This is a genomic window from bacterium (genome assembly GCA_004322275.1).
GTDB lineage: Bacteria > Desulfobacterota > Deferrisomatia > Deferrisomatales > BM512 > SCTA01.
The window spans coordinates 77,056-99,979 of the sequence record SCTA01000019.1; the positions used below are offsets into that span (position 1 = coordinate 77,056).

Annotated in this window: 17 protein-coding genes and 1 pseudogene; 4 read left to right on the forward strand and 14 right to left on the reverse strand. The window is 59.7% G+C overall.

Annotated elements, in window-relative coordinates:
• Positions 1–717: 717 nt before the first annotated feature.
• The 13 genes from EPN96_06430 to EPN96_06490 form a co-directional block, all read right to left on the reverse strand.
• Positions 718–1,816, reverse strand: a protein-coding gene (locus EPN96_06430) for a peptide chain release factor 2 (GenBank protein ID TAL17235.1) whose coding sequence is annotated in 2 segments (ribosomal slippage) — positions 718–1,752 and positions 1,754–1,816 — 1,098 coding nt in all. Because the reading frame shifts where the segments join, the coding sequence is not laid out codon by codon here.
• A gap of 2 nt (positions 1,817–1,818) precedes the next feature.
• Entirely contained in the window at positions 1,819–3,384 is a 1,566-nt protein-coding gene (lnt, locus tag EPN96_06435; protein TAL17236.1) for an apolipoprotein N-acyltransferase, read from the reverse strand.
• A complete protein-coding gene (gene cheB, locus EPN96_06440; GenBank protein ID TAL17237.1) occupies positions 3,356–5,392 on the reverse strand; it encodes a chemotaxis-specific protein-glutamate methyltransferase CheB in 2,037 nt (678 codons plus the stop codon). The genes lnt and cheB overlap by 29 nt, the downstream gene beginning before the upstream one ends.
• A 226-nt stretch (positions 5,393–5,618) precedes the next feature.
• Positions 5,619–7,715, reverse strand: a complete 2,097-nt coding sequence (locus EPN96_06445; GenBank protein TAL17238.1) for a hybrid sensor histidine kinase/response regulator — start codon at positions 7,713–7,715, stop codon at positions 5,619–5,621.
• A gap of 18 nt (positions 7,716–7,733) precedes the next feature.
• Positions 7,734–9,377 (reverse strand): methyl-accepting chemotaxis protein, encoded by a 1,644-nt coding sequence (locus tag EPN96_06450; protein ID TAL17239.1) that lies wholly within the window; start codon positions 9,375–9,377, stop codon positions 7,734–7,736.
• An 18-nt stretch (positions 9,378–9,395) separates the two neighbouring features.
• Positions 9,396–9,914 carry a chemotaxis protein CheW gene (locus EPN96_06455; protein TAL17240.1) on the reverse strand — a complete coding sequence of 173 codons (519 nt, stop codon included), beginning with the start codon at positions 9,912–9,914 and terminating at the stop codon, positions 9,396–9,398.
• Complete coding sequence (locus EPN96_06460) at positions 9,911–11,686, reverse strand: hypothetical protein (protein ID TAL17241.1); 1,776 nt, start codon at positions 11,684–11,686, stop codon at positions 9,911–9,913. The genes EPN96_06455 and EPN96_06460 overlap by 4 nt, the downstream gene beginning before the upstream one ends.
• Positions 11,664–12,521, reverse strand: a complete 858-nt coding sequence (locus EPN96_06465; protein ID TAL17242.1) for an HlyC/CorC family transporter — start codon at positions 12,519–12,521, stop codon at positions 11,664–11,666. The genes EPN96_06460 and EPN96_06465 overlap by 23 nt, the downstream gene beginning before the upstream one ends.
• 2 nt (positions 12,522–12,523) lie before the next feature.
• A complete protein-coding gene (ybeY, locus tag EPN96_06470) occupies positions 12,524–12,970 on the reverse strand; it encodes an rRNA maturation RNase YbeY (GenBank protein ID TAL17243.1) in 447 nt (148 codons plus the stop codon).
• Positions 12,873–15,233 (reverse strand): HDIG domain-containing protein, encoded by a 2,361-nt coding sequence (locus EPN96_06475; GenBank protein ID TAL17244.1) that lies wholly within the window; start codon positions 15,231–15,233, stop codon positions 12,873–12,875. The genes ybeY and EPN96_06475 overlap by 98 nt, the downstream gene beginning before the upstream one ends.
• Positions 15,234–15,341: 108 nt before the next feature.
• The gene (locus EPN96_06480; protein ID TAL17245.1) at positions 15,342–16,088 is read right to left on the reverse strand and encodes a hypothetical protein; all 747 of its coding nucleotides are present in this window, start codon (positions 16,086–16,088) and stop codon (positions 15,342–15,344) included.
• 8 nt (positions 16,089–16,096) lie between these two features.
• The gene (locus EPN96_06485; GenBank protein TAL17254.1) at positions 16,097–16,369 is read right to left on the reverse strand and encodes a Fis family transcriptional regulator; all 273 of its coding nucleotides are present in this window, start codon (positions 16,367–16,369) and stop codon (positions 16,097–16,099) included.
• A gap of 362 nt (positions 16,370–16,731) precedes the next feature.
• Positions 16,732–17,685 (reverse strand): tRNA-dihydrouridine synthase, encoded by a 954-nt coding sequence (locus tag EPN96_06490; protein TAL17246.1) that lies wholly within the window; start codon positions 17,683–17,685, stop codon positions 16,732–16,734.
• Between the two features lie 119 nt (positions 17,686–17,804).
• Between EPN96_06490 and EPN96_06495 the strand changes: the two genes are divergently transcribed.
• From EPN96_06495 to EPN96_06510, 4 genes and pseudogenes are all read left to right on the forward strand, one after another.
• Positions 17,805–18,266 (forward strand): hypothetical protein, encoded by a 462-nt coding sequence (locus EPN96_06495; protein ID TAL17247.1) that lies wholly within the window; start codon positions 17,805–17,807, stop codon positions 18,264–18,266.
• Positions 18,176–18,868, forward strand: a complete 693-nt coding sequence (locus EPN96_06500) for a DNA-binding response regulator (protein ID TAL17248.1) — start codon at positions 18,176–18,178, stop codon at positions 18,866–18,868. Before EPN96_06495 ends, EPN96_06500 begins: the two co-directional genes overlap by 91 nt.
• Before the next feature lie 180 nt (positions 18,869–19,048).
• Positions 19,049–19,453: pseudogene (locus EPN96_06505) on the forward strand (PAS domain-containing protein).
• Between the two features lie 465 nt (positions 19,454–19,918).
• Positions 19,919–20,677 (forward strand): ankyrin repeat domain-containing protein, encoded by a 759-nt coding sequence (locus EPN96_06510; protein ID TAL17249.1) that lies wholly within the window; start codon positions 19,919–19,921, stop codon positions 20,675–20,677.
• 885 nt (positions 20,678–21,562) lie between these two features.
• On the opposite strand, the gene EPN96_06515 is transcribed toward EPN96_06510, so the two are convergent.
• Positions 21,563–22,732: a hypothetical protein gene (locus EPN96_06515; protein ID TAL17250.1), complete on the reverse strand. Its 1,170-nt coding sequence runs from the start codon at positions 22,730–22,732 to the stop codon at positions 21,563–21,565.
• Positions 22,733–22,924: the final 192 nt, after the last annotated feature.

The window sequence follows — 22,924 nt, forward strand, 5'->3', positions numbered from 1 at the left end:
GATCCTTCAAACGCGGCTGAGGCGGAAACAACGGCGAAAGCCAGCCCGCCGCCGTCCGAAACCCCCGCCGCGAGCGCGGAAACGCCTGCGGAACCCCAGTCCGAAGGCCCCCTGACCACCGGCGGAGACAGGAAAAAGAAGCTGGACGAGTGGCGCCTTCGCATGCAGAAAATGCAAGAGACGCAGGATCGCGAGCAGGCGAACGCCTACGAACGCGCGAAAAAAATGAAGGAACAAGAACAAAAAGCCCAGGAAGAAGCCAAAAAGCGGGCCGAAGAGATGAAAAAATAAGAAGAAAGCGGCCCCGCCGCCGGGAACTTCAAGGTGGATTTTTACATAGTTGTAACAGAATACCTTCGAGCCGATAAGCGAACAAACACACACCGCTTATCGGCGAGCCTTCCTTTCGTCTCCACCCCGTGGCCCGTAGGTGACGCAGGGAGCGGAGGCGGAAAGGGCGGCGGGGGGGTCTTAGTGAGCGCAGCGAACGGGTGCCCCCTCACGCCCCCGCCGTAGCGACCGGTCGCTCGCAGAGCGAGCGGCTCCTTCCGGGCCGATTTCTTGGGTACTTCTTTCTAAAAGAAGTACCAAGGAGCGCGAGGCAGAGCCTCGCAACCATAAACCGGTTTACACAGACAGGATTTGCTTGGCGGGCCGAGCCCACCCTACATCTGAAACCGCGCCGGAGCGCGGTTTTTTATTGGGCCGAAGGAACTGCTACCCCCCTTGCGAAGAGCGGATAAGAAAACCTTCGATAAATTCGTCTATACCCCCGTCGAGAACCTTCTGGACATTTCCCTCCTCGATTCCCGTGCGGTGATCCTTTATCTTCTGGTAGGGCTGGAGAACGTAGGAACGTATCTGGCTGCCCCAAGCGATCTCCTTTTTCAATACCTCGCGCTCGGCGCGCTCGGCGTCTCTCTTTCGCTCTTCGAGCTCCTGAAGGCGCGCCCGGAGTATCCTCATGGCGTTGGAGCGGTTCTTGTGCTGACTGCGCTCCGACTGGCAGCCGACGACGATTCCAGAAGGCAGGTGGGTGATCCGCACCGCCGATTCGGTCTTGTTGACGTGCTGTCCGCCCGCGCCGCTGGCGCGAAAGACGTCTATCTTCAGGTCCTTCTCGTCGATCTCTATCGTGGAATCCTCCTCGGAGTCGGCGAGAACGGCCACTGAGGCGAAAGAGGTGTGCCTGCGGGCCTGGGAATCGAAGGGGCTGATGCGGACCAGCCTGTGGACCCCGGCCTCGGCCTTCAGGTAACCGTAGGCGTAAGGGCCCGCGACAGCTATCGTCGCGGATTTTATCCCCGCCTCGTCGCCGTCGAGCTTGTCCATAAGTTCGACTTCGTAGCCCCTGTCCTCCCCCCAGCGCATGTACATGCGAAGGAGCATCCCGGCCCAATCCTGCGCCTCGGTGCCGCCCGCGCCCGCGTTTATGTCGAGAATGGCGTCGTTCGGGTCGTGCGGACCGGAGAGCATCTTGTGAAATTCCATCGCGTGGACTTCCGCTTCGAGCTTTTCGCACCGAGTCGAGGTTTCAGCCAGAAGCTCGGGGTCTTCGCCCTCCGCCAGAAGCTCAAAGGCGACTTTCAGGTCCTCCGCCTCGGCGTTGAGCGCTTTCCAGAGATCCAACTCGGTCTTGAGGCGAGTCCTCTCCTTGCCGATTACTCCGGCCTTTTCCTGATCGCCCCAAAAATCGGGGCTGGCCATCACCTCGTCGAGTTTCGCCAGACGTTTTTCCTTGTCGGCGAGGTCAAAGATGCCTCCATAAATCCTGAAGACGGTTCGATAATTCTTCCACTTTCTGGGCGCTTGACATTTCTAGACCTTTTTTCCGGGTTTTTTGGAGGGGCGAAGGATAACAGAATAAATCACTATAGCCAAGAGGAGGGAAAAAGGGCCCGTGAGGGGCGAGAGCTTCGACTGCAAAAGGCCGTCGCTCCTGCGGTACTCCACCTCGGCCAGAAAGGAAACCGTTTCGTCGAGTTTCGTGGAGGAGATCATCTCTCCTTGCCCGTCGAAGACCGCGCTTATCCCGGTGTTCGCGGCTCTCGCGAGCCAAAGCCCGTTCTCCGCCGCCCTCCACGCCGAATAGGCCAGATGCTGCTCCGGCGCGGAGGTATTGCCGAACCAGGCGTCGTTGGTGAGCACCACGAGAATTTCAGCGCCGGCTTTGGCCTGCGCCGTAGCCAGCTCGGGGAAGATCGATTCAAAACAGACCAGAGGCCCGGCTTTGAGTCCCTCCTTGCCGAAGGGAACCGGAAATACCGCCGTGCCCGGCCTAAAATCGCCGGAGGCCTGAGTAAGCTTGCTGATGAAAGGCAGTATCCCCGCGAGGGGGACGTATTCGCCGAAGGGGACGAGGTGCACCTTGTCGTACCGCCCCAGTATACCCCCGGTCTCGCTAATCGAGAAGACCCCGTTGCGGTCCTGCCTTTTGCCGCCGGGAACGGCCTCCACCGCAGGGGCTCCGAAGATAAGCGGAGTCTTTGCCGCTTTTGCCGCCGCCTCGACCGCCCTTTTCTCGAAATTATCGAACTGGACGAAGCCGGGCACGGCGGTCTCGGGCCAGAGGATGAAATCGGCCTTCCCCTCCCCGGTCAGCTTCAGGGTTAGGTCGCGATAGCGCTTCATTATCGCGTCGTTCTGGGTCGGCTCCCACTTGGAGCCCTGGGGAATGTTCCCCTGAACGATTCCGGCCACGCCCTTGCGCACAAGTTCGCTCGCGGGCTTTTCGGTCGAGTACAAAACGCCAAGGACGGTGAGCGCCGCCGCAGGCACCGCCAGCGCGGCCGCCGACGCCCTCTTTTCCTTCCCCGGCAAAAAGAGCCAGGCGGCGGCCACGTTCAGGCAGAGGGCGAGGAAAAGGACGCCGCCCGCTCCGACGGAGGGCGCGAGATCTAGCGCCCACCTTTCACGCCAGAGCGCCTGCGGTATGTCTCCCCACCCGAAGCCGGTAAAGAGGTAGCTCCTCGCCCACTCCAGCCCGGTCCAGAGGATCGGGGCGGCCGCGAGCGCCCACTTTGGCCCGCCGTTTTCCGAGAGGCGCGAAACGCCGAAGGAGAAAAGGGCCGGGTAGAGGGCGAGATAGGAGACGAAGAGAAGGAGTATCGGCACCGAGATGACCCAGTGGAGGTAGCCGAAAACGGTAAGGGTGTAGGCTATCCAGTAGATAAGCCCCGAAAAGAAGCCGAAGCCGTAGGCGAAGCCTGCCCTGGCGGCGGCCTTCGGAGGGTTCTGGACGCTAAAGGCGATGAGCGGGGCGGGCGCGAGGAGGGCCAGAAGCCACAACCGCCCCGGCGGAAATCCGAAGAGGGCTACCGCCGCGCCGAAGGCCGCGAATAATAAAAGACGCCTGTCACGCCAGCTCTGCGCGGTTTCTTCCATTTTCTTTGGCGCGATAGAGTGCCGCGTCCGCTTTTGAAATCAGTTCTTCGGAGGTGTGAATGACGCCGTTGGGCTCGTAGCAGGCGACGCCGAGGCTTACGGTAAAAGGCACCGAGAGGTTGTTTTCCACCTTGACCATCTCGCGTTCGACCCGCTCCCTTATGCGTCTGGCCAGAAGGAGGCTTCTGGGCCCCGAGGTCTCGGGCAGGATTAGGACGAATTCCTCGCCGCCGTAACGCGCCACGAGGTCTTCCTTTCTCACCGACTCCTGCAAGATCTCTACGAGGCGGATGAGGACCTGATCCCCCACCGGGTGGCCGTAGGTGTCGTTTATCTTCTTGAAATGGTCTATGTCGATGAGGACGCAGCTGAGGAAAGTCCCGTAGCGCTCGGCGCGGGCGAACTCGGCCTTGAAGCGCTCCTGGAAATGGCGGTGGTTGTAGGCCCTCGTGAGGCCATCGGTGACGCTGAGGAGGGTCAGTTCCTTGTTTGCCCGGTTGAGGGCTTTGGCGAGCCTCTCAAGCTCCTTGTTCTTGGATTCGAGTTCGAGATTCTGCGTGTAGAGCCTCTGGTGGAGGGCTCTTATGCGAAGCAGGGAGGAGACCCTCGCGCCCAGCTCCATCGGCTCGAAGGGTTTGGCGATTATGTCGTCCGCGCCCGCCTCCAGCCCCCTGACGAGGTCCTCGGCGGCTCCTTTCGCCGTGACCATGAGGACGGGGATATAGCCGTGGTGCTCGCGGAGCCTCCTGCAGACGGCGTAGCCGTCGAGCTCCGGCATCATAACGTCCAGGACGACGAGATCGGGCTCCTTCTGGGCTATTTCCTCAAGGGCTATCCTGCCGTTCTCCGCCTGCCGGACCCTGTGGCCGTTGGCGGCGAGGATGTCGTAGATCATCGCGCGCATGGTGGGGCTGTCGTCTACGACAAGTACCTCCTGCACCGACTCCCTCTCGGAAAACGCCCCCTCCTGCGCCTCCTCGCCGCCGCCGCCGACAATCTCGGCCAGGACAGAGGGTATGCGGTTAAGCGGCGCTATGTGGGTAGCCGCGCCGCGCTCTATGGCGGCCCTCGGCATCCCGAAAACTATGCTGGTTTCCTCATCCTGGGCGATGACCTCTCCTCCGGCCTTTCGCACCGCCGCCGCGCCCTCCGCGCCGTCGGCCCCTATGCCGGTCAGAACCACCGCGACCGCGCGCTCGCCGTACTCCTTGGCCATCGAGGTGAAAAGGACATCCGCCGAGGGACGGCAGCCCTGTATGGGCGGGCTGTCCGAGAGGGTGACCGACCCTCTGGCGACTTCGAGGTGGTGGTCGTCCGGCGGCAGGTAGACCACGCCGGGCTCAAGACGCATCGCGTGTTCCACCAGATGGACCTCAAGCTGGGTCTCCCTGGCGAGCCACTCCGAAAACCCCTTCATGAAGCCGACGGTGATGTGCTGGACGATAAGGATGGGACAGGGAAAATCGTTTTTAAGCGCGCCGAGGACGGTGGCCAGCGAGCCCGGTCCTCCCGTCGAGGCGGCTATGCCGATTATCTTCGAGGATAGGGTGGGGGTCTTTATCCTCTCGACCTTCTGCTCGTAATCGGCCGCCCACTTGCCCTTCTTGCCGACGCGGTTGTAGAGCTTTATCCTGCTTACGATGTCGTCGGCTATCGCGCCGAAGGTTTCCTGGCTTACTATTCCGTGGGGCTTTGCGATTGCGTCGATCGCGCCGGCGTTCAGGGCGGCGAAGGCCGAACGGGTTTCGCTTGAATTAACCGAGGCGGAAAGAACGATGACCGGCGTAGGGCACGATTCCATGATCCGCCGCACGGCCTCTATGCCGTCCATGACGGGCATCTGGACGTCCATGAGAACCACGTCCGGCTTGTCCTTCAGGCATCTCTCCACCGCCTCGGCCCCGTTAGCGGCCTCGGAGACGACGGTGATCTCCTTGTCCTGTTCGAGAATCTCCCGAAGAACGCCCCGCACGAGCCGCGAATCATCCGCAATCATAACCCGAATCATGGTATTCCTTTATTCCCTCCCCCTGCCTGTACGAATCGATAACCCAAGGCTGTTTAAAACTGTTGCGAGCCCCGTTTCCGGCGTCGCGTGCTCGCTCAAAGCTCGCCTAACACCCGGTTATGTCTCGCTTCTCGCTGTGCGTCTCCTTGAAACCGGGGCTTCTCTCGACGTTTTCAACAGCCTCATCCCCCTTAAGGCGACTTTTCCGGGCGTTCGCGCCGCCCTCTTATGCGTCCGGGAAAAGATTCCTGAGAGTCTTTCTCAGGAGATTGCCGTCAAACTTTTCCTTCGAGATAAAAGCGTTCACGCCCGCTCCGTAAGCCTTTGCAACCACGCTCTCGGTGGATCTCACCGACATCATGATCACGGGCATTTCGGAGGTCCTTTCGGTTCTCCTTATGCGGCGGACAAGCTCTATGCCGTCCACTTCCGGCATCTCAAGGTCTGTGACCACGAGGTCGAAAGTCTCTCTCTCGGCGATCTTCCACCCTTCGGCGCCGTCCTGGGCCTGGGTCACCATGTGGCCCATGTCCTGCAAGATGGAGGAGACGACGTGACGCGAGGTGATGGCGTCGTCCACCACTAGAATGTTGAGGGCGCGCCGAAGCTTGGGCACCTTCATCCTGCAGGAGAACTCAAGCCCCGCCCACCGCTCGTGCATATAGCGTATGTCGAGAATCGGCGCCACGACTCCCCCTTCGAGCACCGTCACTCCCAGAATGCCCACCGCCGAGTCGCGCAGATGCTCTCCTGCGTCCTTTATCAGTATCTCCTGCTCGGCGATCATCCGGTTGACCGCCAGCGCCATGCGCTTGCCGCGGTAGCGCATCACCAGGACCTCGGTGTCGCTTTCGGGTGTCTTCGCCGAAAGTCCAAGAATCGCGTCGAGGCTGACTACGTGCAGCCGCTCGTCCATGTAAGGCAAAAGCCCGCCCCTGCTGACCAGCCTCTGCGCCGAAGCCACGACGCACTTCTCCACGAAGAGGGTGGGTATCGCTACCCTGTAGCCTCCCGCCTCGACGACGAGGGCGCGCATGGAGGCCATCGACTGCGGCAGAAAGAGGCGAAAGCGCGTGAAGGAGTTTTTTTCGCTGGCGATGGTCATCGACCCCTGAAGCTTCTCAAGAGTGTTCTTCACCACGTCGAGCCCGACGCCCCTGCCGGAAACCTCGTCGGCCGTATCTCTGGTCGTGAAGCCCGAACGGCAGAGCAAAAAGAAGATATCCTCGTCGCTGGTCGCCATAGCCTCCGAAGGGAGCAAAAACCCTTTCCGGATCGCCGTTTCCCGAAGTTCGCCTACGTCGAGCCCCCTTCCGTCGTCCTCGACCTCGATTACCACCGCGCCGGGCTTGTGGTAGGCGCGGATGCTGAGGGTGCCTGCGGGGGACTTGCCTTTGGCCTCTCTCTCCCCGGGCTTTTCGATGCCGTGGTCGATGGCGTTCCTTACGAGATGGGTGAGGGAGCCGCGGATGTCGTCGACGAGATTGCGGTCCACCTCGGTATCCTCGCCGTCGATCAAAAGAAGGATGTTCTTTTCCAGCTCAGCGGCCAGATCCCTCGTCATACGGGGATATCCCTCGAAGAGGTCCGCGAGCGGGACCATCCTGAGGCTCAGCATGGACTGGCGTATCTCGCCGAGCATAGCGCTTTGCTGATGAAATTGCTCCACAAGATTCCCGAGAAGGTGCGACGAGGAGAAGCCCGGGTAGAATTCGCGGAGCGCCCTCAGGGCGCCGAGCATCTTCCGGTCGGCCACCAGGGCGCTTTCGATCTGGTCGAAAAGCTTGTCCAGCCTGTCGGTCCTTACCCGTATTCCGTCGGCCCTAAGATCCCTCTGCCGTGAGGTGCCCTCGTCCTCCAGGCGGAACCTCGGGGCTTTGGCCGCCTTTTCCTCCCCCTCAGGCTCGGCGGTTGCGGCCGCGCCCTCTTCCTCGTCCTTTCCGGGCTGTCCCTCTGCGCTCTTCGCCTCCAGCTCAAAGCCGATGGAGGGAAGGTCGGTGGTTTCTCCCCCTTCTATGGCGTCGAAAACCGCCCTCATGCGGTCGATGACGTCCAGAAGGAGTTGAATCCCTTCGCAGGCCTCCCTCTTGCCCTCGTCCACGCAGTGCTGGATGATGCTTTCTATGCCGTGGGCAGCCTTGCTGACCCCGGGAAGGCCCACCATCCTCGAACTTCCCTTGAGGGTGTGGGCGGCGCGCAGCGCGCTCTCGGCCGCTTCGGTATCCGTGGGCGCCCTTTCGAGGCGCACGAGGTCCCGTTCGAGGCGGGAAACAAGGTCCCGCCCCTCTTCGACGAATATTTTAAGGTATTTGCCTGTCTGCAACTGGAGGTTCGCTTTACTTTATGTCTTGAACTGGTTTCGCAGCTCGTTCTTTTCGGTCAGTTTTTTCAGCTCGGCGGCGACGCTCTTGAGGCGCATCGCGTTCTTCTCCACCTTTTCGGCCGCGCGGCTCACCTGCACCGCCACCGAGTTTATGTCGGTGATGGTGATGACGAGCTGCTCACCGGCGGTAGCCTGCTGGCGGGTGGCTATAGCCATCTCCTTCGAGGCTTCCTTGGTCTGGTCGACGCGGTGGAGAAGGGTTTCGAGGGTGTCGCCGATGAGATCCACCTTGGAGGTGCCCTCCAGGACGATGTTTGCGCCGCGCTCGGTTATCATGACCGTCTCGTTGGTGGATTCCTGAATCTCCTCGATCAGGGACTTTATCTCGGCGGTGGCCTCGACGGTTCTCTCCGCCAGACGCCTCACCTCCGCGGCGACGACGCCGAAACGCTTGCCGTGCTCTCCCGCGCCCGCAGCCTCGATCGCGGCGTTCAGGGCCAGAAGGTGCGTTTGCTCGCTTATCTCGTCGATTATGGAGACTATGCCCCCGATCTTGTGGGATTTTCTCCCCAGTTCGACCGCGGCCTCGGAGATGCCCCGGACCTTGTCCTTGACCATGCCCATTCCGGCCACGGCCCTTCTTACGTCGTCCCTGCCCCGAATGCAGGCTTCGTAGGCGTCGGCCGCCATCGTGCGTATCGATTCGACGTTGCCGGAGATCTGGGAGGAGGTGGTGGCGATCTGCTGGGCGGCGGTGGTCACCTCGTGGACCGCCGCGGCCTGCTCGGCCGCGCCGCTCGATTGCTCGGCGCTGAGGCCTACCAGCACTTCGGAGGCGGAATCGAGGTCCTGCATGGTCCGAAGGATTGAATTCGTCACTCCCGCCATCTCGCTTATGGCGTCCTTCAGGTGGTCCTGCATCGTGGAGAGGTGTTCGGCGAGCTTGCCCATCTCGTCATGCGACTCCAGCTTGAACTGGTGCGAGAGGTCGCCGTCCGAGATCACCTTGGCGTCGTCCACCAGCCTAAAGAGCGGCTTGAGGACAAGGCTGCGAAGCAGGTAGTAAAGGGCCGCGAGAACCGTCAGCCCCGAAAGGGCGAAGAGTATCATTCCCTCCCAGAAAACCTCCTGCAGGTGGAGGTTAATGTAGCTAACGTCGTGGGAAAAGATGGTCGTTCCGAGGTACTTCCCGGTGGGCCTGTGGTCGTGGCAGCCCGCGCAGACTTCCTTTGCGACAATCGGCACGGCGGTGATGCTGACTCCGTCTTTCTGGAGATTCACTATCGACCGCGACCCTTCGGCCTTGTTAAGAAGGTCCCTGACCTCCGGGTCATCCAGAGGGCTTCCGACCTTGTCCGGGTCGCTGCTGTACTTTATCGTCTTGCCCGTGCTGACGATGCTGACCATCTTGAGGCCCTTGGCCCTTGAGCCCTCTTCGAGGAAGTGCTGCAGCCCGTCGAGGTCGTTTAGCTCCATGTAGTGCTGGAGGCTGATATCCAGATAGTCGGTGAAATTCTCGGTCCATCTGGTTTCAAGCTCTTTTACGGTCTGCGTGGTTTCGTTGACCGCGTACCACGACATCCCGCCGAAGGCCAGCACCATCAGAGCCGCGACGGAGAGGATTATTTTCGCCGTCAGACTGCTCTTTATCTTCTCCAGCATCTTACCCTCCAAAGACCTTCAAAATGCCTGCATAATACAGCGAACGGGGTCAAGAACGTACAAAGTAGGCAAAACGTCCCTCGCCCTGCCCCTTACCAGTCCAAGGCGCGCTCCCGGCCACTCCGACGCGGCCTCCACGAGCTTGTCGTCCTCCACCGGAAGGACTCTCTCGACGATTTCCGCCGTGAGGGCGGTTTCGACCTGATCGACCTTTACCAATACCAGATATCTCCACTTTTCCAGCGGCCGGGAGCCAATAAGGGAGCAGGTGTCGGTTACCGAGATGATCTTTCCCTTGACGAAGGCGACTCCCAGAATGTGGCGGGAAATAAAGGGAAGAGGCGTGGCCGGAGAGAAAGGGACGACCCCCGAACAGGCGGCCGCGTCGATAGCCAGCCGCGCGCCTCCGGCGCTGAAGATGACGTGCAGCCTGCCCCTCGGCTCCCTGCGGGCCTCGGCGCGCTTCTCCATCTCGCTCCAGTAGCGCAGCCGCTCCTCTTCGCTGAAATTTACCTTTATTTCTCCGGTTGGTTTCATCTATCCGCCGCATCGTCGCCAAGCGCATCGGCGACCATCTTCAATATGGCCTCGGAGCCGAGCCCCCCCGTCGTCCAGGAGGCTCCGCCGGGCATCCTTCTCAAAACCTCAAGGGCCGACTGCATCTCTTTCCTGAAGGCTCCCATCCGTCCGCGCCTTTTCAGTATCCAGGCGCGGTTGACGTGCGCCATGAAGAAATTCGGGTCGCGGTTGATGGCGCTCCCGTACATCCCGAGGGCCTCGTTGTCCCGTCCCGCCCTCTCGTCCAGAAGGCCCTGGAGAAAAAAGGCTTCGGCTATGGGGCCCTCCACCGCCAGCGCCTTTTGCAGCTTCTGGGTCGCCTCGACCTCCCTGCCCTGATTGGTGAGGAGGATGGCGATTCCGGTGTTTCCCCTGGAATCGTCCGGCGACAGCTCGATGATGGCCTTGAAGGCTCTCTCCGCTTCGGCGAAGTCCTCTCTTCCGAGGGCTCTTATGCCGTTGCGGTAGAGATTCTCCAACTCTTCCCCGTTGGAACGGCACACGGCGAGTTCCTCGGCGGCGGCGGGCGGCTCGATCTGTTTCCCCTTGTGGTAGAAGAAGGCGCCGGCCTCGTGCACCACATCGACGTTGTCCGGTATGGGGACGAGCATCTCGGAGGAACCGAGGAAATATCCCCCGCCTTCTCCAATCGAATCAAGACAGAGTTTGTTAACCTCGCTGCTGTTTGCGGGGTCGAGGTAGATTATCACGTTTCTGCAGAAGACCGCGTCGAAGGGGCCGTGAATAAAAGCCCACTCCCTGGCCGCCGGACTGCAGAGGTTGAGCTTCTCGAACCTGACCCTTTCGAGCAGTTCCGGCGCGACCTGCCAGCAGTGGTTTTCCTTTTTAAACCAGTTTTCGAGAAACCTCTCCGGAAGGTTTCGCACCGAGCGTTCGGCGTAGCAGGCTTCCTTCGCCCGGGCCAGCGCGGCTGTGTTGATGTCGGTGCCCCAGACGATGAGGTTTATGTCCTCTCCAAGCTCCTCGAAGGCGGCCAGCACCGCCGAATAAACCTCTTCTCCAGTGGAGCATCCGGCGCACCAGATTTTAAGGGGTTCCCCCGGATTTTCTTCATACCTTCTGCGGAGGACTCCCTTGAGGGACTGCATCTGCCCCGAATAACGCCAGAAATAGGTTTCGCCCGCGACGACCCTGGAGGTCAGTATCGCCAGGTCCGTAGCGCCGCTGGGTGAGCCGAGGATGCTCTCCAGTTCCTGCGGGCTGTCGGTGAGGTTGGCCACCCCCCGCAGGAAGAATTCGCGCCGGAGAGACTCAAGCCTGTCGATTCTGACTGAAACCCCCGTGTGCAGGGTAAGAATCTTTTCTACCCGGACGATGTCGTAGTCCTTGAAAGACGAAGGGAGCCTCGGCCACGCCGTCGTGAAGTATTTTCTGCCCGCCAGTGCGATCCTGACCTTTTCCTTCGTCTCCTTGAGCGATTCCTTCTCCGTTATGAGGCCGAGGGCGGGCCCCGCCTCGAAGAGCGCGGATTCCCCGCCGCCCGCGAAAAAAACCGCCGGGGGAGGGCAGGCCCTCCTCTCGACGTCTTCCAGTATCGCCCGGCAGGTGGATTCCCACCCCACGGGATCTATGATCACGAGCGCGGGATTTTCGTCGAGCGCATCCGCCAGATCTCTGGACGGACGCGCGGCGTACCCCGACTTCTCTACGAAGGAGGTCAGCTGCCTCGCCCTGTCCATCGAAGAGGCGACGGCTATAATCAGAGAGTTATTTTCGTTCTCCCTTTCCATTTTCCTCTTTTGGCTTGCCGCTCCTGCGCACAAGCACCGATTTCACGCGGCGGCTGTCGGCGTCGCGCACGGTGAATTCAAGGCCGCTGTTCGCGAAGCGTTCTCCGGGGCTGGGTATCCGGCCCAGCACTCCGAGGACCAGTCCGCCGACGGTTTCATATTCTCCGGGCAGGTCGATATCCACGCCCACCTTTTCCTCGAAGGTCTCCATGTCGCACCTGCCGTCCACCTCGAACCCCTCCGGCAGCTCGCGGATCATCGGCTCGCTTTCGATGTCCCATTCGTCGAGAATGTCTCCGACGATCTCCTCCAGAACGTCTTCCAGCGTGACGAGGCCGGAAACCCCGCCGTATTCGTTTACGGCTATCGCCATGTGGACTTTGCGGCGCTTGAACTCCGCCAGAAGCACCTCGAGCCCCATCGTCTCCGGGACAAAGTACGCAGTGTGAACAATCTCCCGGAGGGAAGGCTCGTCTCCGCTCTTTCCCCAGTATTCGAGGAGGTCGCGGGCGTAGGCCAGGCCGACTATCTTGTCTATGTCCCCCTCGTAGACGGGAATGCGGGAATGCCCCTCGGAGGTCATTTTTTCGATGAGTTCGTTTATCGAAGCCTCCACCTCGACGCAAGCCATCTGCGTGCGCGGCACCATTATCTCCCGCACCAGCGTCCTTCTAAACTCCAGCACGGAGAGGAGCATCTCCTCCTCGTCGGGGTTGATTACGCCCTCGGCGGTGCCCTCTTCTATCAGCTCTTCCATCTCGCGGACGAGATCGCGCCTTTCGGGGTGAAACCCGAAAAAACCGGCCGTCTTCTCCCAGATATCTCCAAAACCCATTTTCAGTTCTCTTTTTGAATCATTTTAAAAAGCTCGTCCTCTTTGGCTTCCATCTCCGGGGCGTCTTTTTCCCTCTCGCCCTCGTGGTCGTAGCCGGAGAGGTGAAGTATGCCGTGGACAAGGAGAAAAGCGATCTCGTCGTCCAGAGAGTGTCCCGCCTCCACGGCGTCCCTGGCGGCGGTCTCGTAGCTTATGACTATGTCTCCCATCAGCTGGGGCTCTATTTCCGGGTACTCACCCTCGCACTGCGAAAAACTGATTACGTTCGTCGGCTCGTCTATGGAGAAATACTCCTTGTGGAGGAGCCGTATCTCTTCGTCGCCACAGATGTAGACGGAAAGCTCGGCATCCTCATATCCCAAGGCGCTTAAGACTTTCGTGGCCCTCCGGACCAGCTTCGGTTCGTCCACGGCCCCCTTCGGGCTGTCGTTTCGAATCCATATCTCCATCTTCTTTTTTGTCTTTCGACACAGGCGCCGGGTAATCGATCCTGTGGTGGTGCATAGCCGTGAGGATATGCGTGAATGAACGGGCTATCTTGTGCAGGTCTTTCAGGGCGAGGTCGCACTCGTCGAGCTGCCCCTCGGCGAAGACCCTGTTTATCATGTTTTGCACCGCGCCCTGTATGCGCGGCTGGGTGGCGTTCTGGAGCGACCGCACGGCGGCCTCCGCCACGTCGGCCAGCATGACCAGCGCGGCCTCCCTGGTCTGAGGCTTCGGCCCGAGGTAGCGGAACTCCTGCTCCGAGACCTCGCCGCCTCCGCCGGGTTTCGCCTGGGCCTGCGCCTTCTCATGGAAATAAGCCATTATCCGCGTCCCGTGGTGCTGGCTTATTATGTCGGTAATCTCCCGCCCGAGCTTGTACTTTTCCGCCATCTCCACCCCCTCCTTCACATGGGAGGTGAGGATGAGGGCGGACATCGAGGGCGAGAGCTTGTCGTGAGGATTCTTCGCGCACGGCTGGTTTTCGATGAAGTAATTGGGCTTCGCTACCTTGCCCACGTCGTGGTAGTAAGCCGCGACCATAGCCAGGACCGCGCGGGCGCCGATAGCCTCGGCGGCCCCCTTGACCAGCGTTCCCACCACTACGGAGTGGTGGTAAGTGCCGGGGGCGTGGAGCATCATGTCCTTCAGCAGCGGGTGGTCCAGGCTGGCCAGCTCCATTAGCCTCATGTCGGTTGTGTAGCCGAAAGCCGATTCGGCGAGGGGAACGAGGGTCATACCCAGTATCGCGCTGAGGACGCCGCCGAAAAAAGCGCCGATGACCGGCCACGGGGCCGCCGGGGTGAAGAGCGTCCCCTTTTGCAGCAGGATGAGAGTCACGGCGAAGGCCTGCACGAGGCCGATAATCGCCCCTATGCGGAAAAAATCTATTCTCCGGTAGGCTCCCCCCGCGAAATGGCCGCCGAGAAGCCCTCCCGCTATCAGGGGCAGGAAAAACCCGCTCTCCAGACCCGCGCAAACCGAGGCCGCCGCGATGTACGGGAGCGCGAAGACTATCACCGTCTCGGAGTTGAGCACCATGCGGGCGACGATGAAGGCCGCCCCCATGGGCAGGGCGAAGCGTATAATCTCGGCGGAATCCGGCTCCAGCCTCACGCCCACGTACATGCCCAGCCGCTGTATCGCCAGAAGCAGGATAAAGAGGCTGGACAAAAAGAGAAGGTCCCTTGGCGAGGTGCGGACCTTCTTTATGTTTTGCTTGCCGAACTCGTAAGAGATCAGGCAAAGGGCGAAGAGCGACAAAAAGAGACCGAGGTTCTGCAGGAAGACCGGGCCGTCGTTTCCCGTGTCCTTTACGTAGCCCGCCAGCTTCCTCGACTGATCGGCGGTAACCTTGTCGCCCTCGCGGACGATTATCTCACCCCTGCGCACCTGATAGTAGACGGGACTCACCGATTCCGCGGCCGATTTCCTGCGAAGCGCCGTTTCTTCCTGATTGAAGGCCAGATTGGGCCTTAAAAGCTCGGCGGCGAGAATGCCCGAGAGCTTTTCGAGGGAAGTGGCCGACTTCGCGGGCGAGCCCAGGAGCTCGCTTCTCGCGGTGTCGAAATCGACGGTCCCGGCCAGCTCGGAGAGGGGCCTCTCCTCCCCGGCCTGAAGATCCTTGACGATGACGCCGCTCCCTCGCCCCGCCTCCCGCATCAGCAGGTCGCGGTTGGCGACAACCCCGCGCTCGTAGTAGGGCCTAAGGTTCTCGCCCACGAGTCTGTAGAGTTCCTTTCGCCCCTCTGCCCTGGCTACGGTCTGCGCGAGTTCACCCGATATCACTATCGACCAGCGGTCACGAAAGGTCTGGGCGATCTTCCCGGCGGAAGGAGGGGAGACAGGCTGTTTCTCCGCTGTTTCGGGGCCGGAGACGGGGGGCTCGAAAACGGAGGCGAGCGATTCGGTCAGGAGCTGAAGCGATTGCTCCATAGCCTGGCCGTTGAGGTCGTAGACCGAGGGAACGAGGTTGGGAGCCTCGCGGCGGCGTTGAAGGGTGGCCTCCTCGTCGACGACGAGGTAGTCCTGAAGGGCCCTTACGGTGTTTTGGGAAATTTCACCTTCGGAGTAGATGACCGGGGCGAAGCGTATTCCGGGACCGGCAAGCGCCGTCGCCAGAACGCAGACCACCACGAGCATGACCAGTCCGGCCACGCTCAGGCCCGCTTTTTTCTGTGCGGCCTCGGATGGAAAAAATTTCTTCGCCTGATTGAAAAAGAAAGACATCTCCTCACTCTTCCCCAAAGATTCTATACTACGCAAGGGGTCAAAAAGTGTCAAGAAAAGCGCGAGAAAACGCCCTGCCGGGAGGGAAAAGCGCTCAGTAAGGGAATTTTACCAGGAGCAACTGTTGCGAAGGGGGGTGAGGGCGTCGGTGAAACCTTCCATGTCGAAGACCATTTTGCCCGAGGGCATGCCGCTGAGGCCCTCGATGGTGACTTTGGCCGAGTTTTTTATCTGGCCTATGAAAGAGACGGGATTCGGGAGAAACCAGGCGGTCTGGTCGGCGGAGGGTTTGAGCTGCATGTCCACGTTCTTCCCGTTTCCCTGCGTCAGCCTTGCCTTGGCGAGGCTCTTCCCGGCCTGGGCCGGTTCTTCTCCGATGACGATGATCCCTTTGTCCCCGGTGGATTTCTCCTGGGAGGGAAGAACGTAGAGGTTGGGATTTTCACCGGCTTCCCGGCTGCTTCCGGCGGGAGGGATTTCTATGAACAGCTCGGTGACCCCCTGGTAGCATCGCACGGCCATAACCGGTTTCGCGCCGGAACCCCTGGGGAGGGTTTTCTCCGAAAAGGTGAAGGCGAAAACCGAAGGCGAGCCTTCGGCGCTGTTCCCCTCGTTCCGCAGTATCCATTTGCCGTAGCTGGCCTGTGTGGTGGAGATTGTCCCGTCGCTGCTGGCGGTGGGTATTCCCAGCTTTCTGGAGAGGGAGTCGTAGCAGAGCAGCCTGTCGGAATCCTTGGGTATGGACGCGCATTTTTGCAGTTCGGCGGCGCCGACCGCCAGAGCCGCCGACGCCGTAAGGGGCGAGAGAAGCAAAAGCAGCGCGAAGAGGGGTATCGCCAATCGATTGTATTTCATCAAAATCCTCACAGCCCCAGGTCTTTGAGTTTCGCCCGGAGGGTGTTTCTGTGTATCCCGAGTATCTCCGCCGCGCGGCTCTGATTACCCCCGGTCCATTCGAGAACCGCCTTGAAAAGAGGTCTTTCGACTCTCTCCATGACCAGTTCGTGGAGGTTGCTCATCGAGGCGCTCCCGACCTGATAGGCGAAGGAGCGGAACCTGTCCAGAAGCAATTCCTCAAGCGACTGCTCGCCGTGCGAGAGGCGCTCTTCGGCGGCGGCGCGCGACGCCCAGTCCATGATGTCCTGGCCCGAAAACGAGTCGGGTATGCAGCCGTAGCTTTTGCACCTGTGGTTGTTGTCGTCCGGCCTCGGGTGCTGTAAATCGGAGATGAGCACGTACCTTTCGCCGGGGCGGGCTTCAAAGCAGCGCCGGGCTCGCTCGTTGCCGCCTGGCCCCCTCACGTCCAGAAAGCATATCACGTAGGGGCGCTGCCTCTTCTGGCGCAAAAAACCCGAGGAACCGGCAGCCTCGGTCACCCGGAAACCGGCCTGCGAAAGTACGGCCGCGAGGCGCTTTCGCATCAGCGGGCTTCTGCTGACCACCGCCGCGGTGAGAAGCACCGCCGAACTCTGGGTCCCGTTTTCGGAGAGGTCTTCCATCAACCTTCTCCCCCGGAGTTTCCGGCCCTGTACTCGAGGTCTTTAAAAGACATTATCGCCTGCCGCATCCGGGCCGCGTCCTTTATCTCCATCACTTCTTTGCGCCTGTGGGTAGCCATCTCAAAGCCTTTGAGCGCCCACGCCGCGAATTTCTTTATTTCCCCCACCGCAGCCCCCTCCCCCTTGAGTTCTACAAGACGATCGTATTGTATCAGAAGATCGGCGGCTATCTCCCCGGCCGAAGGTCTTCCGGGAACTTCCTCCCCCGCGAGGAGTCTTTTCGCATCGCGAAAGATCCACGGCTCGGCAAGGGCCGCCCTGCCGATCATTACCGCCGCCACAGGATAATCCTTCAGGCATTTTAACGCATCGCCTGGATTTTTCACGTCTCCGCTTCCTGCGACGGGAATCTTTACCGCCCCGGCGAGCGCCGCTATCTTCGCCCAGTCGGCCTCTCCCGAATACCCCTGGCTGCGAAAACGCGGGTGCAAAATGATGCCGTCAGCGCCGCACTCCTCGGCCATCCGCCCGGCTTCGAGGTAATTTTCCTCCGTGGGGCTCCAGCCGGAGCGCATTTTGACGGTGAGGACTACGCCGGAGGTCTCCCGAAGCGCCCTTATGCACCTCGCCGCGAGGGGGAGATTTCTCATCAGCCCGGCCCCCGCGCCGGTGGATACCACCTTGCGCACCGGGCAGCCCATGTTGAAATCGATCCTCTTCCAGCCGATGGCGGCGAGCAGGCGCGCGCCTTCTTCCAGTTCGCCCGGCTTGACGCCCGCAAGCTGCACCGCCGTATTGTCGTCCCTGTCGGGCGGGTCCACCATCGCAATGGTTCCGCGGTGGTTGCGCACAAGGGCGGAGGCGCTTATCATCTCCGTAGAGAGGGCGTCGCACCCCCACCTCCGGAGACGCTCGCGGAAGGGGGTGTCCGTTATGCCGGCCATCGGAGCCATAAGGAAGGGTCCGGCGAAAACTTTCAGGGGCAAAGAGTCCAACTACCTTTCAAAACTTGCAAGAGGGTGGCAGAATTCCCCTTATAGGACATCCACCCTGCCGTTTCAAGGAGGTTGACTTGACCGGACGCAGGGGCGCGAAAATCTTCATAAAAAAAGGAGCATCGATGGAATCCTTTCCGGCCCGCCTTTTAACGCTCGCGGCGCTTTCCCTTGCCGCCGTCTCCTGCGTGGCCAGACACGCCATGATGGAAGTGCCCCCTCCGGGCGGCTGCGACAAGTGCCACCGTTTCGCCATTTCTAATACCTGGTCGGCGACGGTGGCCCCCGGCAGAATTGCGGGTCCGCCCTCCGACCCGGTGATTACGAAGCGCTACGGAGAGATCGTCGAAAGCCTTCCCGTGCATGCGAGGGCTCCGTCGGCCAAGTTGAAAATCTACATCGAGGGGCTGCCCCCCTCCGAAGCGGCCGAGCCGGAATCGGGAGTTAAATGCTTTGTCTGCCACCTCGGTCCCAACAAAGAACACGAGTCCAGAAAGGGCACCTTTTCGCATCCCTGGGGCACCAGGGAACAGCCTTGAGGGAATCTCCCCTGAAAGTGCTCCTCGTCGACGACGAGAGCGCCCTGCTGGAGAGGCTGGCGCTTTTTGCCCGCCGCGCGGGCTACGAGACGGCGACGGCGCAAGGCGGCGAAGCCGCCTGGGAGATACTTAACTCCGGGCGCTTCGACGTGCTGGTGACCGACCTCCAGATGCCGGTGCTGGACGGCCCGGCGCTTATGGCGCGCCTTCCCGGACTGGAGAGGGGCGCGCCGAAAGTGATCGTCATAACCGGCTACGCCACCCTCGAAGCCGCCGTGGACTGTCTGCGGAAGGGGGCCTGCGATTTTCTGAAAAAGCCCTTCACGATGGAGGAATTTACAGCGGCCCTCGACAGGGTCGCGAAGAAGCCTGCCGTCGCCCATGTCGAACCCGACTGGGAGAAGCTCTCCCAGAGATACTCCCTGACCCGCCGCGAGGCTGAAATTCTCAAGGCCTTCTTCCTCACCGGCAAGTCCAACCGCGAACTGGCCGAGAATCTCTTTCTAAGCCTCCACACGGTAAAATCCCACCTCAAGTCCTCCTTCATGAAGCTGGGCGTGGACTCCCGAAGCCGGCTTCTGGGCCTTCTCCGGGAATTCTAAACTCCCTGCCCCGTACCCGCCGCAAATTTCAGAGGCAGCAGCCCCCGGCACTTCGAGAAATTAAACACAATCCAACACAGTGTTTTATATTGCTAAGTTAAATATTCGGGAGTAAACAGGTACAGTATTGGGGCGGCAATAGATTATCCTTGAATTACATTGTGATTTAATGGGGATTAAATGCCGGAACACTATCTCAAAACCGAGCTGTACGGTTTTATGCTTCGGGATGAGTCGTTTTTCGAGTTTCTTCAGGAGGGGTCTCTCGATGGCCTGTGGTACTGGGATCTGGAGAACCCCCTGAACGAATGGATGAGCCCCCGCTTCTGGACAGTTCTCGGTTACGACCCCGCCGGGCGAAAGCACCTCTCCTCGGAATGGCAGGACATCGTCTACGCCGAAGACCTGAAAATAATCCTCGACAACTTCAGGAACCACTGCAACGACCCCTCCCACCCCTACGACCAGGTCGTCAGATTCCGCCACAAAGACAACTCGACCGTGTGGATACGGTGCCGCGGCATCGCCATCCGGGACGAATCCGGCAAGCCGGTGCGGATGCTCGGCGCGCATACCGACCTCACCAGGCAAAAAAGGACCGAGGCGGCGCTTCTGGAGAAAACGGCCGAACTTGTGGAGGTAAACAAAAAACTGAGCGCGGCCCTCGAAAGCATCCACACGCTCAAGGGGCTCATCCCCATCTGCTCCCACTGCAAAAGCATCAGGGACGACGGCGGCTACTGGGAAAAGGTCGAGGCTTACATCGTCAAGCATTCCGCAGCCTCCTTCAGCCACAGCATCTGCCCCGAGTGCATCGAAAAGCATTACCCCGACTATCGAAGCTGCGACAATTCCGAAAGGCAGAGTCCGTCCCGGGCCGCTGAATCGGGATAGGATAAATCCTCTTTTAACGCCTCCCGTTTTTTTCTTTTTAAAATTGCGTTTTAATTCATTTTTACCCCTTGCAATTTTCCGCATCCGTTCTAAAACGTAAATCAGGAAGCAATTTTTCGCGCATTTAAGTTTTAACCGAAGGAAGGAGGGGCACACATGAAAAGAGCATCGATACTGGCAATCGCTCTTGCGGCCATCTTCATGTGGCTCGGCGCCGCGTTCGCCGAGGGCGACTACGTAATGGGAAACCAGCTCCTGACCAACGTCACCAAGGGTCAGATAAAAGAAGCCGAAGAGCTTCTGGGCGCCCACACCTTCAACGAAAGCACTCTCGGGCGGGCGCTGCTGCTCACCCTTTCCCTCGCCGACTCCGATTCCGCCAGCGAAAGAGACGTTTTCAGGCTCTCACAGCTTCTCGTCGACAAGGGAGCCGACGTAAACCACTCCGACGTGCATGGCCGCACCCCGCTCATGGAGGCGGCGCTAAAGAAATTTGAAACCGTGGCCTGGCTGCTGCTCAAATCCGGCGCAAACTCTTTCGCGATCGACCGGATGGGGCTCAGCGCGCTGGAATTCGCCAAAAGAACCTCCGCCGCCGATTCCACGATAGTGTGGCTCCTCGAATCCGCCCAGCAAAAGCAGGCAAAGTTCACCGTAACCAATCTGCGGCTGGTGGTAAGGGGAGAGAGCGTAATCGTCTATTACGATCTCGAAGGCCCGATTCCCGCCCAGGTCGCCCTCAACGTAGAGGGAGCCGGAGGCAAGGGCATCGACGCCCGCCACGTCAGCGGCGACATCGGCAAGAGGGTCGAGCCCGGCTCCAACCGCAAGATCGTCTGGGCGCTCGCCCAGGACGTTCCCAAGGGCTTCAACGGCAAAGAGATGACCCTCGACGTGCTGGCCTTCTCCGAATAGCCCGCCCTCCGCGAATTAACGCCATAAAAAATCCCCGCGAAAGCGGGGATTTTTGTTTTATGCGTGTGCTGCGCGTTTCACATCTAGCGGGGCTTAGCGCGCCCCGCACCCGCGCCCCACTTTTTGTCGAAAAAGTGGGACAAAACTCGGCCCGGGAGGTTCCGCTCGCTCTTCGAGCGACCGGTCGCTGCGGCGGGGGCAGGGCGTTCCCATCTGCCAGGGATGCTGCATTCGTGCCACGCTTCATCCCGAGCCGCGTTGTCGCTCATCGCCCGAAGAGAGCCAAACTATTCGGGCTCTTCGCTTCTAGCGGCTCGGGCGAATCGCGGCACTCTGTGACGACGCCTCCCTGCCGGATGGTAACGCTGGGGCACTCGTTCGCTACGCTCGCTAAGACCCCCCCCGCCGCCCTCTCCGCCTTAAGCTCCCTGCGTCACCTACGGGCCACGAAGAGGACGAAAGGATGGCTCGTCCAAAACGAGATTATGAAATGTTTTTGGACTCGAAGGTAGATTGTCTACACGTATTCTTTGAATAGTTGTAAACAAATTACCTTCGAGCCGAAAAAACATATGATTATTCTGTTTTTCGGCGAGCTTTCTTTTCGTTCCCCACGCCCTCCGGCGACAGCGAGTGAGGGAGCGAGGGTGTTCCGAGCGCGCCATGAGCCCGTGGCGATTTGCGCGCTCGCCGAGCGACGAACGAGCGCCTTGGCGCAAAGGGGGCGCGCCTTTTCTTTCTCCAATTTCTTTTGGGCGCTCAAAAGAAATTGGAACGGGGTGCAGGGGCAGTCAGCCCCGCAAGCATAAAATTACATTGAAGTTTTATCTGTTATGGTGGGCCGAGCCCACCCTACGCGGCTCATAGGATATACTTGGCTACATCCTATTCCACAGCGTTATTATGTCCACGAGCACTCCCGTTGTTTGCGTTTATACTGTAAACGTATGTTGAGCAAACAACTTCCCACTGCAATTCATAGGAAATTCCTTCCCGGCTAGAGGTAGTGCTTATGAAAAGCTTTGGCTTGTTCTTTCTTTCGTATTCTCCCTCCTCGCATTCTATGCCCTTGGATTTCAGGTCCTTTTTAACGATCTCCACCGCCTCTTCCGCAGTGATTTTCGGCTCGATTGAAATATCGATGACAGGTCCAAGGTCATTTAGAACGTGTAAAGTGTGTTCTTTCAGGCCAAATGAAAAATTTACGAATCCTCCTTCAACAGGTATGCCTTTGTAATATTGTTCAAAATCTATGTTTGGATAATTCCCTCCCCAATGCCTCATATTGGGGCGCAGTTCCGACTCTCCAAGCTGAAAGGCTTCGGGATTGTCGGCTATGAAGGATTGGGCGAAACTTAGAGCGTCAGCCTGAGTCTCGATCTTTATCCAATCGGGGAGTTTCCCTCTGGCGACACTGAACACAAAGCCTGCTTGGTCTCCTCCTTTGGCTTTCAACCAAGGTCCATATTTCGTCTGGAAGTAAGCTTCTGCTTCTTCGTCGCTCCATCTGCGTTTCAACCCCGGCTCAGGGTAGTTGGCGGGTTTCTGGGTGATTGCGGCGCTTTTGTCGGCGCTCTTTTCCGCTCCGGGTATTCCGTCTTTAAGGATAGTGATTTTGTAAAGGCGGGTTTCTTTGGAGTCATTGAAGTTGAAGGCGTAGCTGTTTACCCCCGCCGCATTAAGGATTTTTGTCAAACCGTCCTGCAGCCACGAGCCTTTGACGTTTACAGTCACCTTCCCCTGCATATCTTCGGGGAAATCCAACTCAACGCCGGTTTCTTTCGAGATCGCTTTCAAGACCTCGGTCAGTTCCGCGCCCTCGGCCTTTACCTCCAGAAGCCCGCCCTTGAACTTTAGATGCGAAACCCCCTTCGGCAACCCGATTGCCTGCGCCGCCTGCGTTTCAACCGGGGGCTTCGTCCCGGTCGCGCCGCTTTCGGTTCCGCCGCCGATTGCCTTCTCCTCCGCGAAACTCACCGCCGCCAGCGTCATTACCGCCAGCGTAACAGCCGCAAAAAGCATCGACTTTAAAGAGCTTCTCTCACTTCGCTTCATGGTGGTCCCCTTTTAGCGCACAAATGCAGGTCAGTTTGAGCGGAACCGTAGGTCGGGTGGAGCGAAGCGATACCCGACGTTTGCAATGCCTATGCTGGCGGTATTGTTGGGTTTCGCTTAAAGGTTTCCTTATTAAGGTCTTCTCGCAAGGCCCAGGTTTTGCTGCCGCTCTCCGCTTCGTGGTCATGGTCG

Bases quoted from the DNA above. Each gene is read 5' to 3' on its own strand.
- lnt (TAL17236.1), bottom strand. From the start codon at position 3,384: ATGGAAGAAACCGCGCAGAGCTGGCGTGACAGGCGTCTTTTATTATTC.
- cheB (TAL17237.1), bottom strand. From the start codon at position 5,392: ATGATTCGGGTTATGATTGCGGATGATTCGCGGCTCGTGCGGGGCGTT.
- EPN96_06450 (TAL17239.1), bottom strand. From the start codon at position 9,377: ATGCTGGAGAAGATAAAGAGCAGTCTGACGGCGAAAATAATCCTCTCC.
- EPN96_06455 (TAL17240.1), bottom strand. From the start codon at position 9,914: ATGAAACCAACCGGAGAAATAAAGGTAAATTTCAGCGAAGAGGAGCGG.
- EPN96_06460 (TAL17241.1), bottom strand. From the start codon at position 11,686: ATGGAAAGGGAGAACGAAAATAACTCTCTGATTATAGCCGTCGCCTCT.
- EPN96_06465 (TAL17242.1), bottom strand. From the start codon at position 12,521: ATGGGTTTTGGAGATATCTGGGAGAAGACGGCCGGTTTTTTCGGGTTT.
- ybeY (TAL17243.1), bottom strand. From the start codon at position 12,970: ATGGAGATATGGATTCGAAACGACAGCCCGAAGGGGGCCGTGGACGAA.
- EPN96_06475 (TAL17244.1), bottom strand. From the start codon at position 15,233: ATGTCTTTCTTTTTCAATCAGGCGAAGAAATTTTTTCCATCCGAGGCC.
- EPN96_06480 (TAL17245.1), bottom strand. From the start codon at position 16,088: ATGAAATACAATCGATTGGCGATACCCCTCTTCGCGCTGCTTTTGCTT.
- EPN96_06485 (TAL17254.1), bottom strand. From the start codon at position 16,369: ATGGACTGGGCGTCGCGCGCCGCCGCCGAAGAGCGCCTCTCGCACGGC.
- EPN96_06490 (TAL17246.1), bottom strand. From the start codon at position 17,685: ATGGCTCCGATGGCCGGCATAACGGACACCCCCTTCCGCGAGCGTCTC.
- EPN96_06500 (TAL17248.1), top strand. From the start codon at position 18,176: ATGCTTTGTCTGCCACCTCGGTCCCAACAAAGAACACGAGTCCAGAAA.
- EPN96_06510 (TAL17249.1), top strand. From the start codon at position 19,919: ATGAAAAGAGCATCGATACTGGCAATCGCTCTTGCGGCCATCTTCATG.
- EPN96_06515 (TAL17250.1), bottom strand. From the start codon at position 22,732: ATGAAGCGAAGTGAGAGAAGCTCTTTAAAGTCGATGCTTTTTGCGGCT.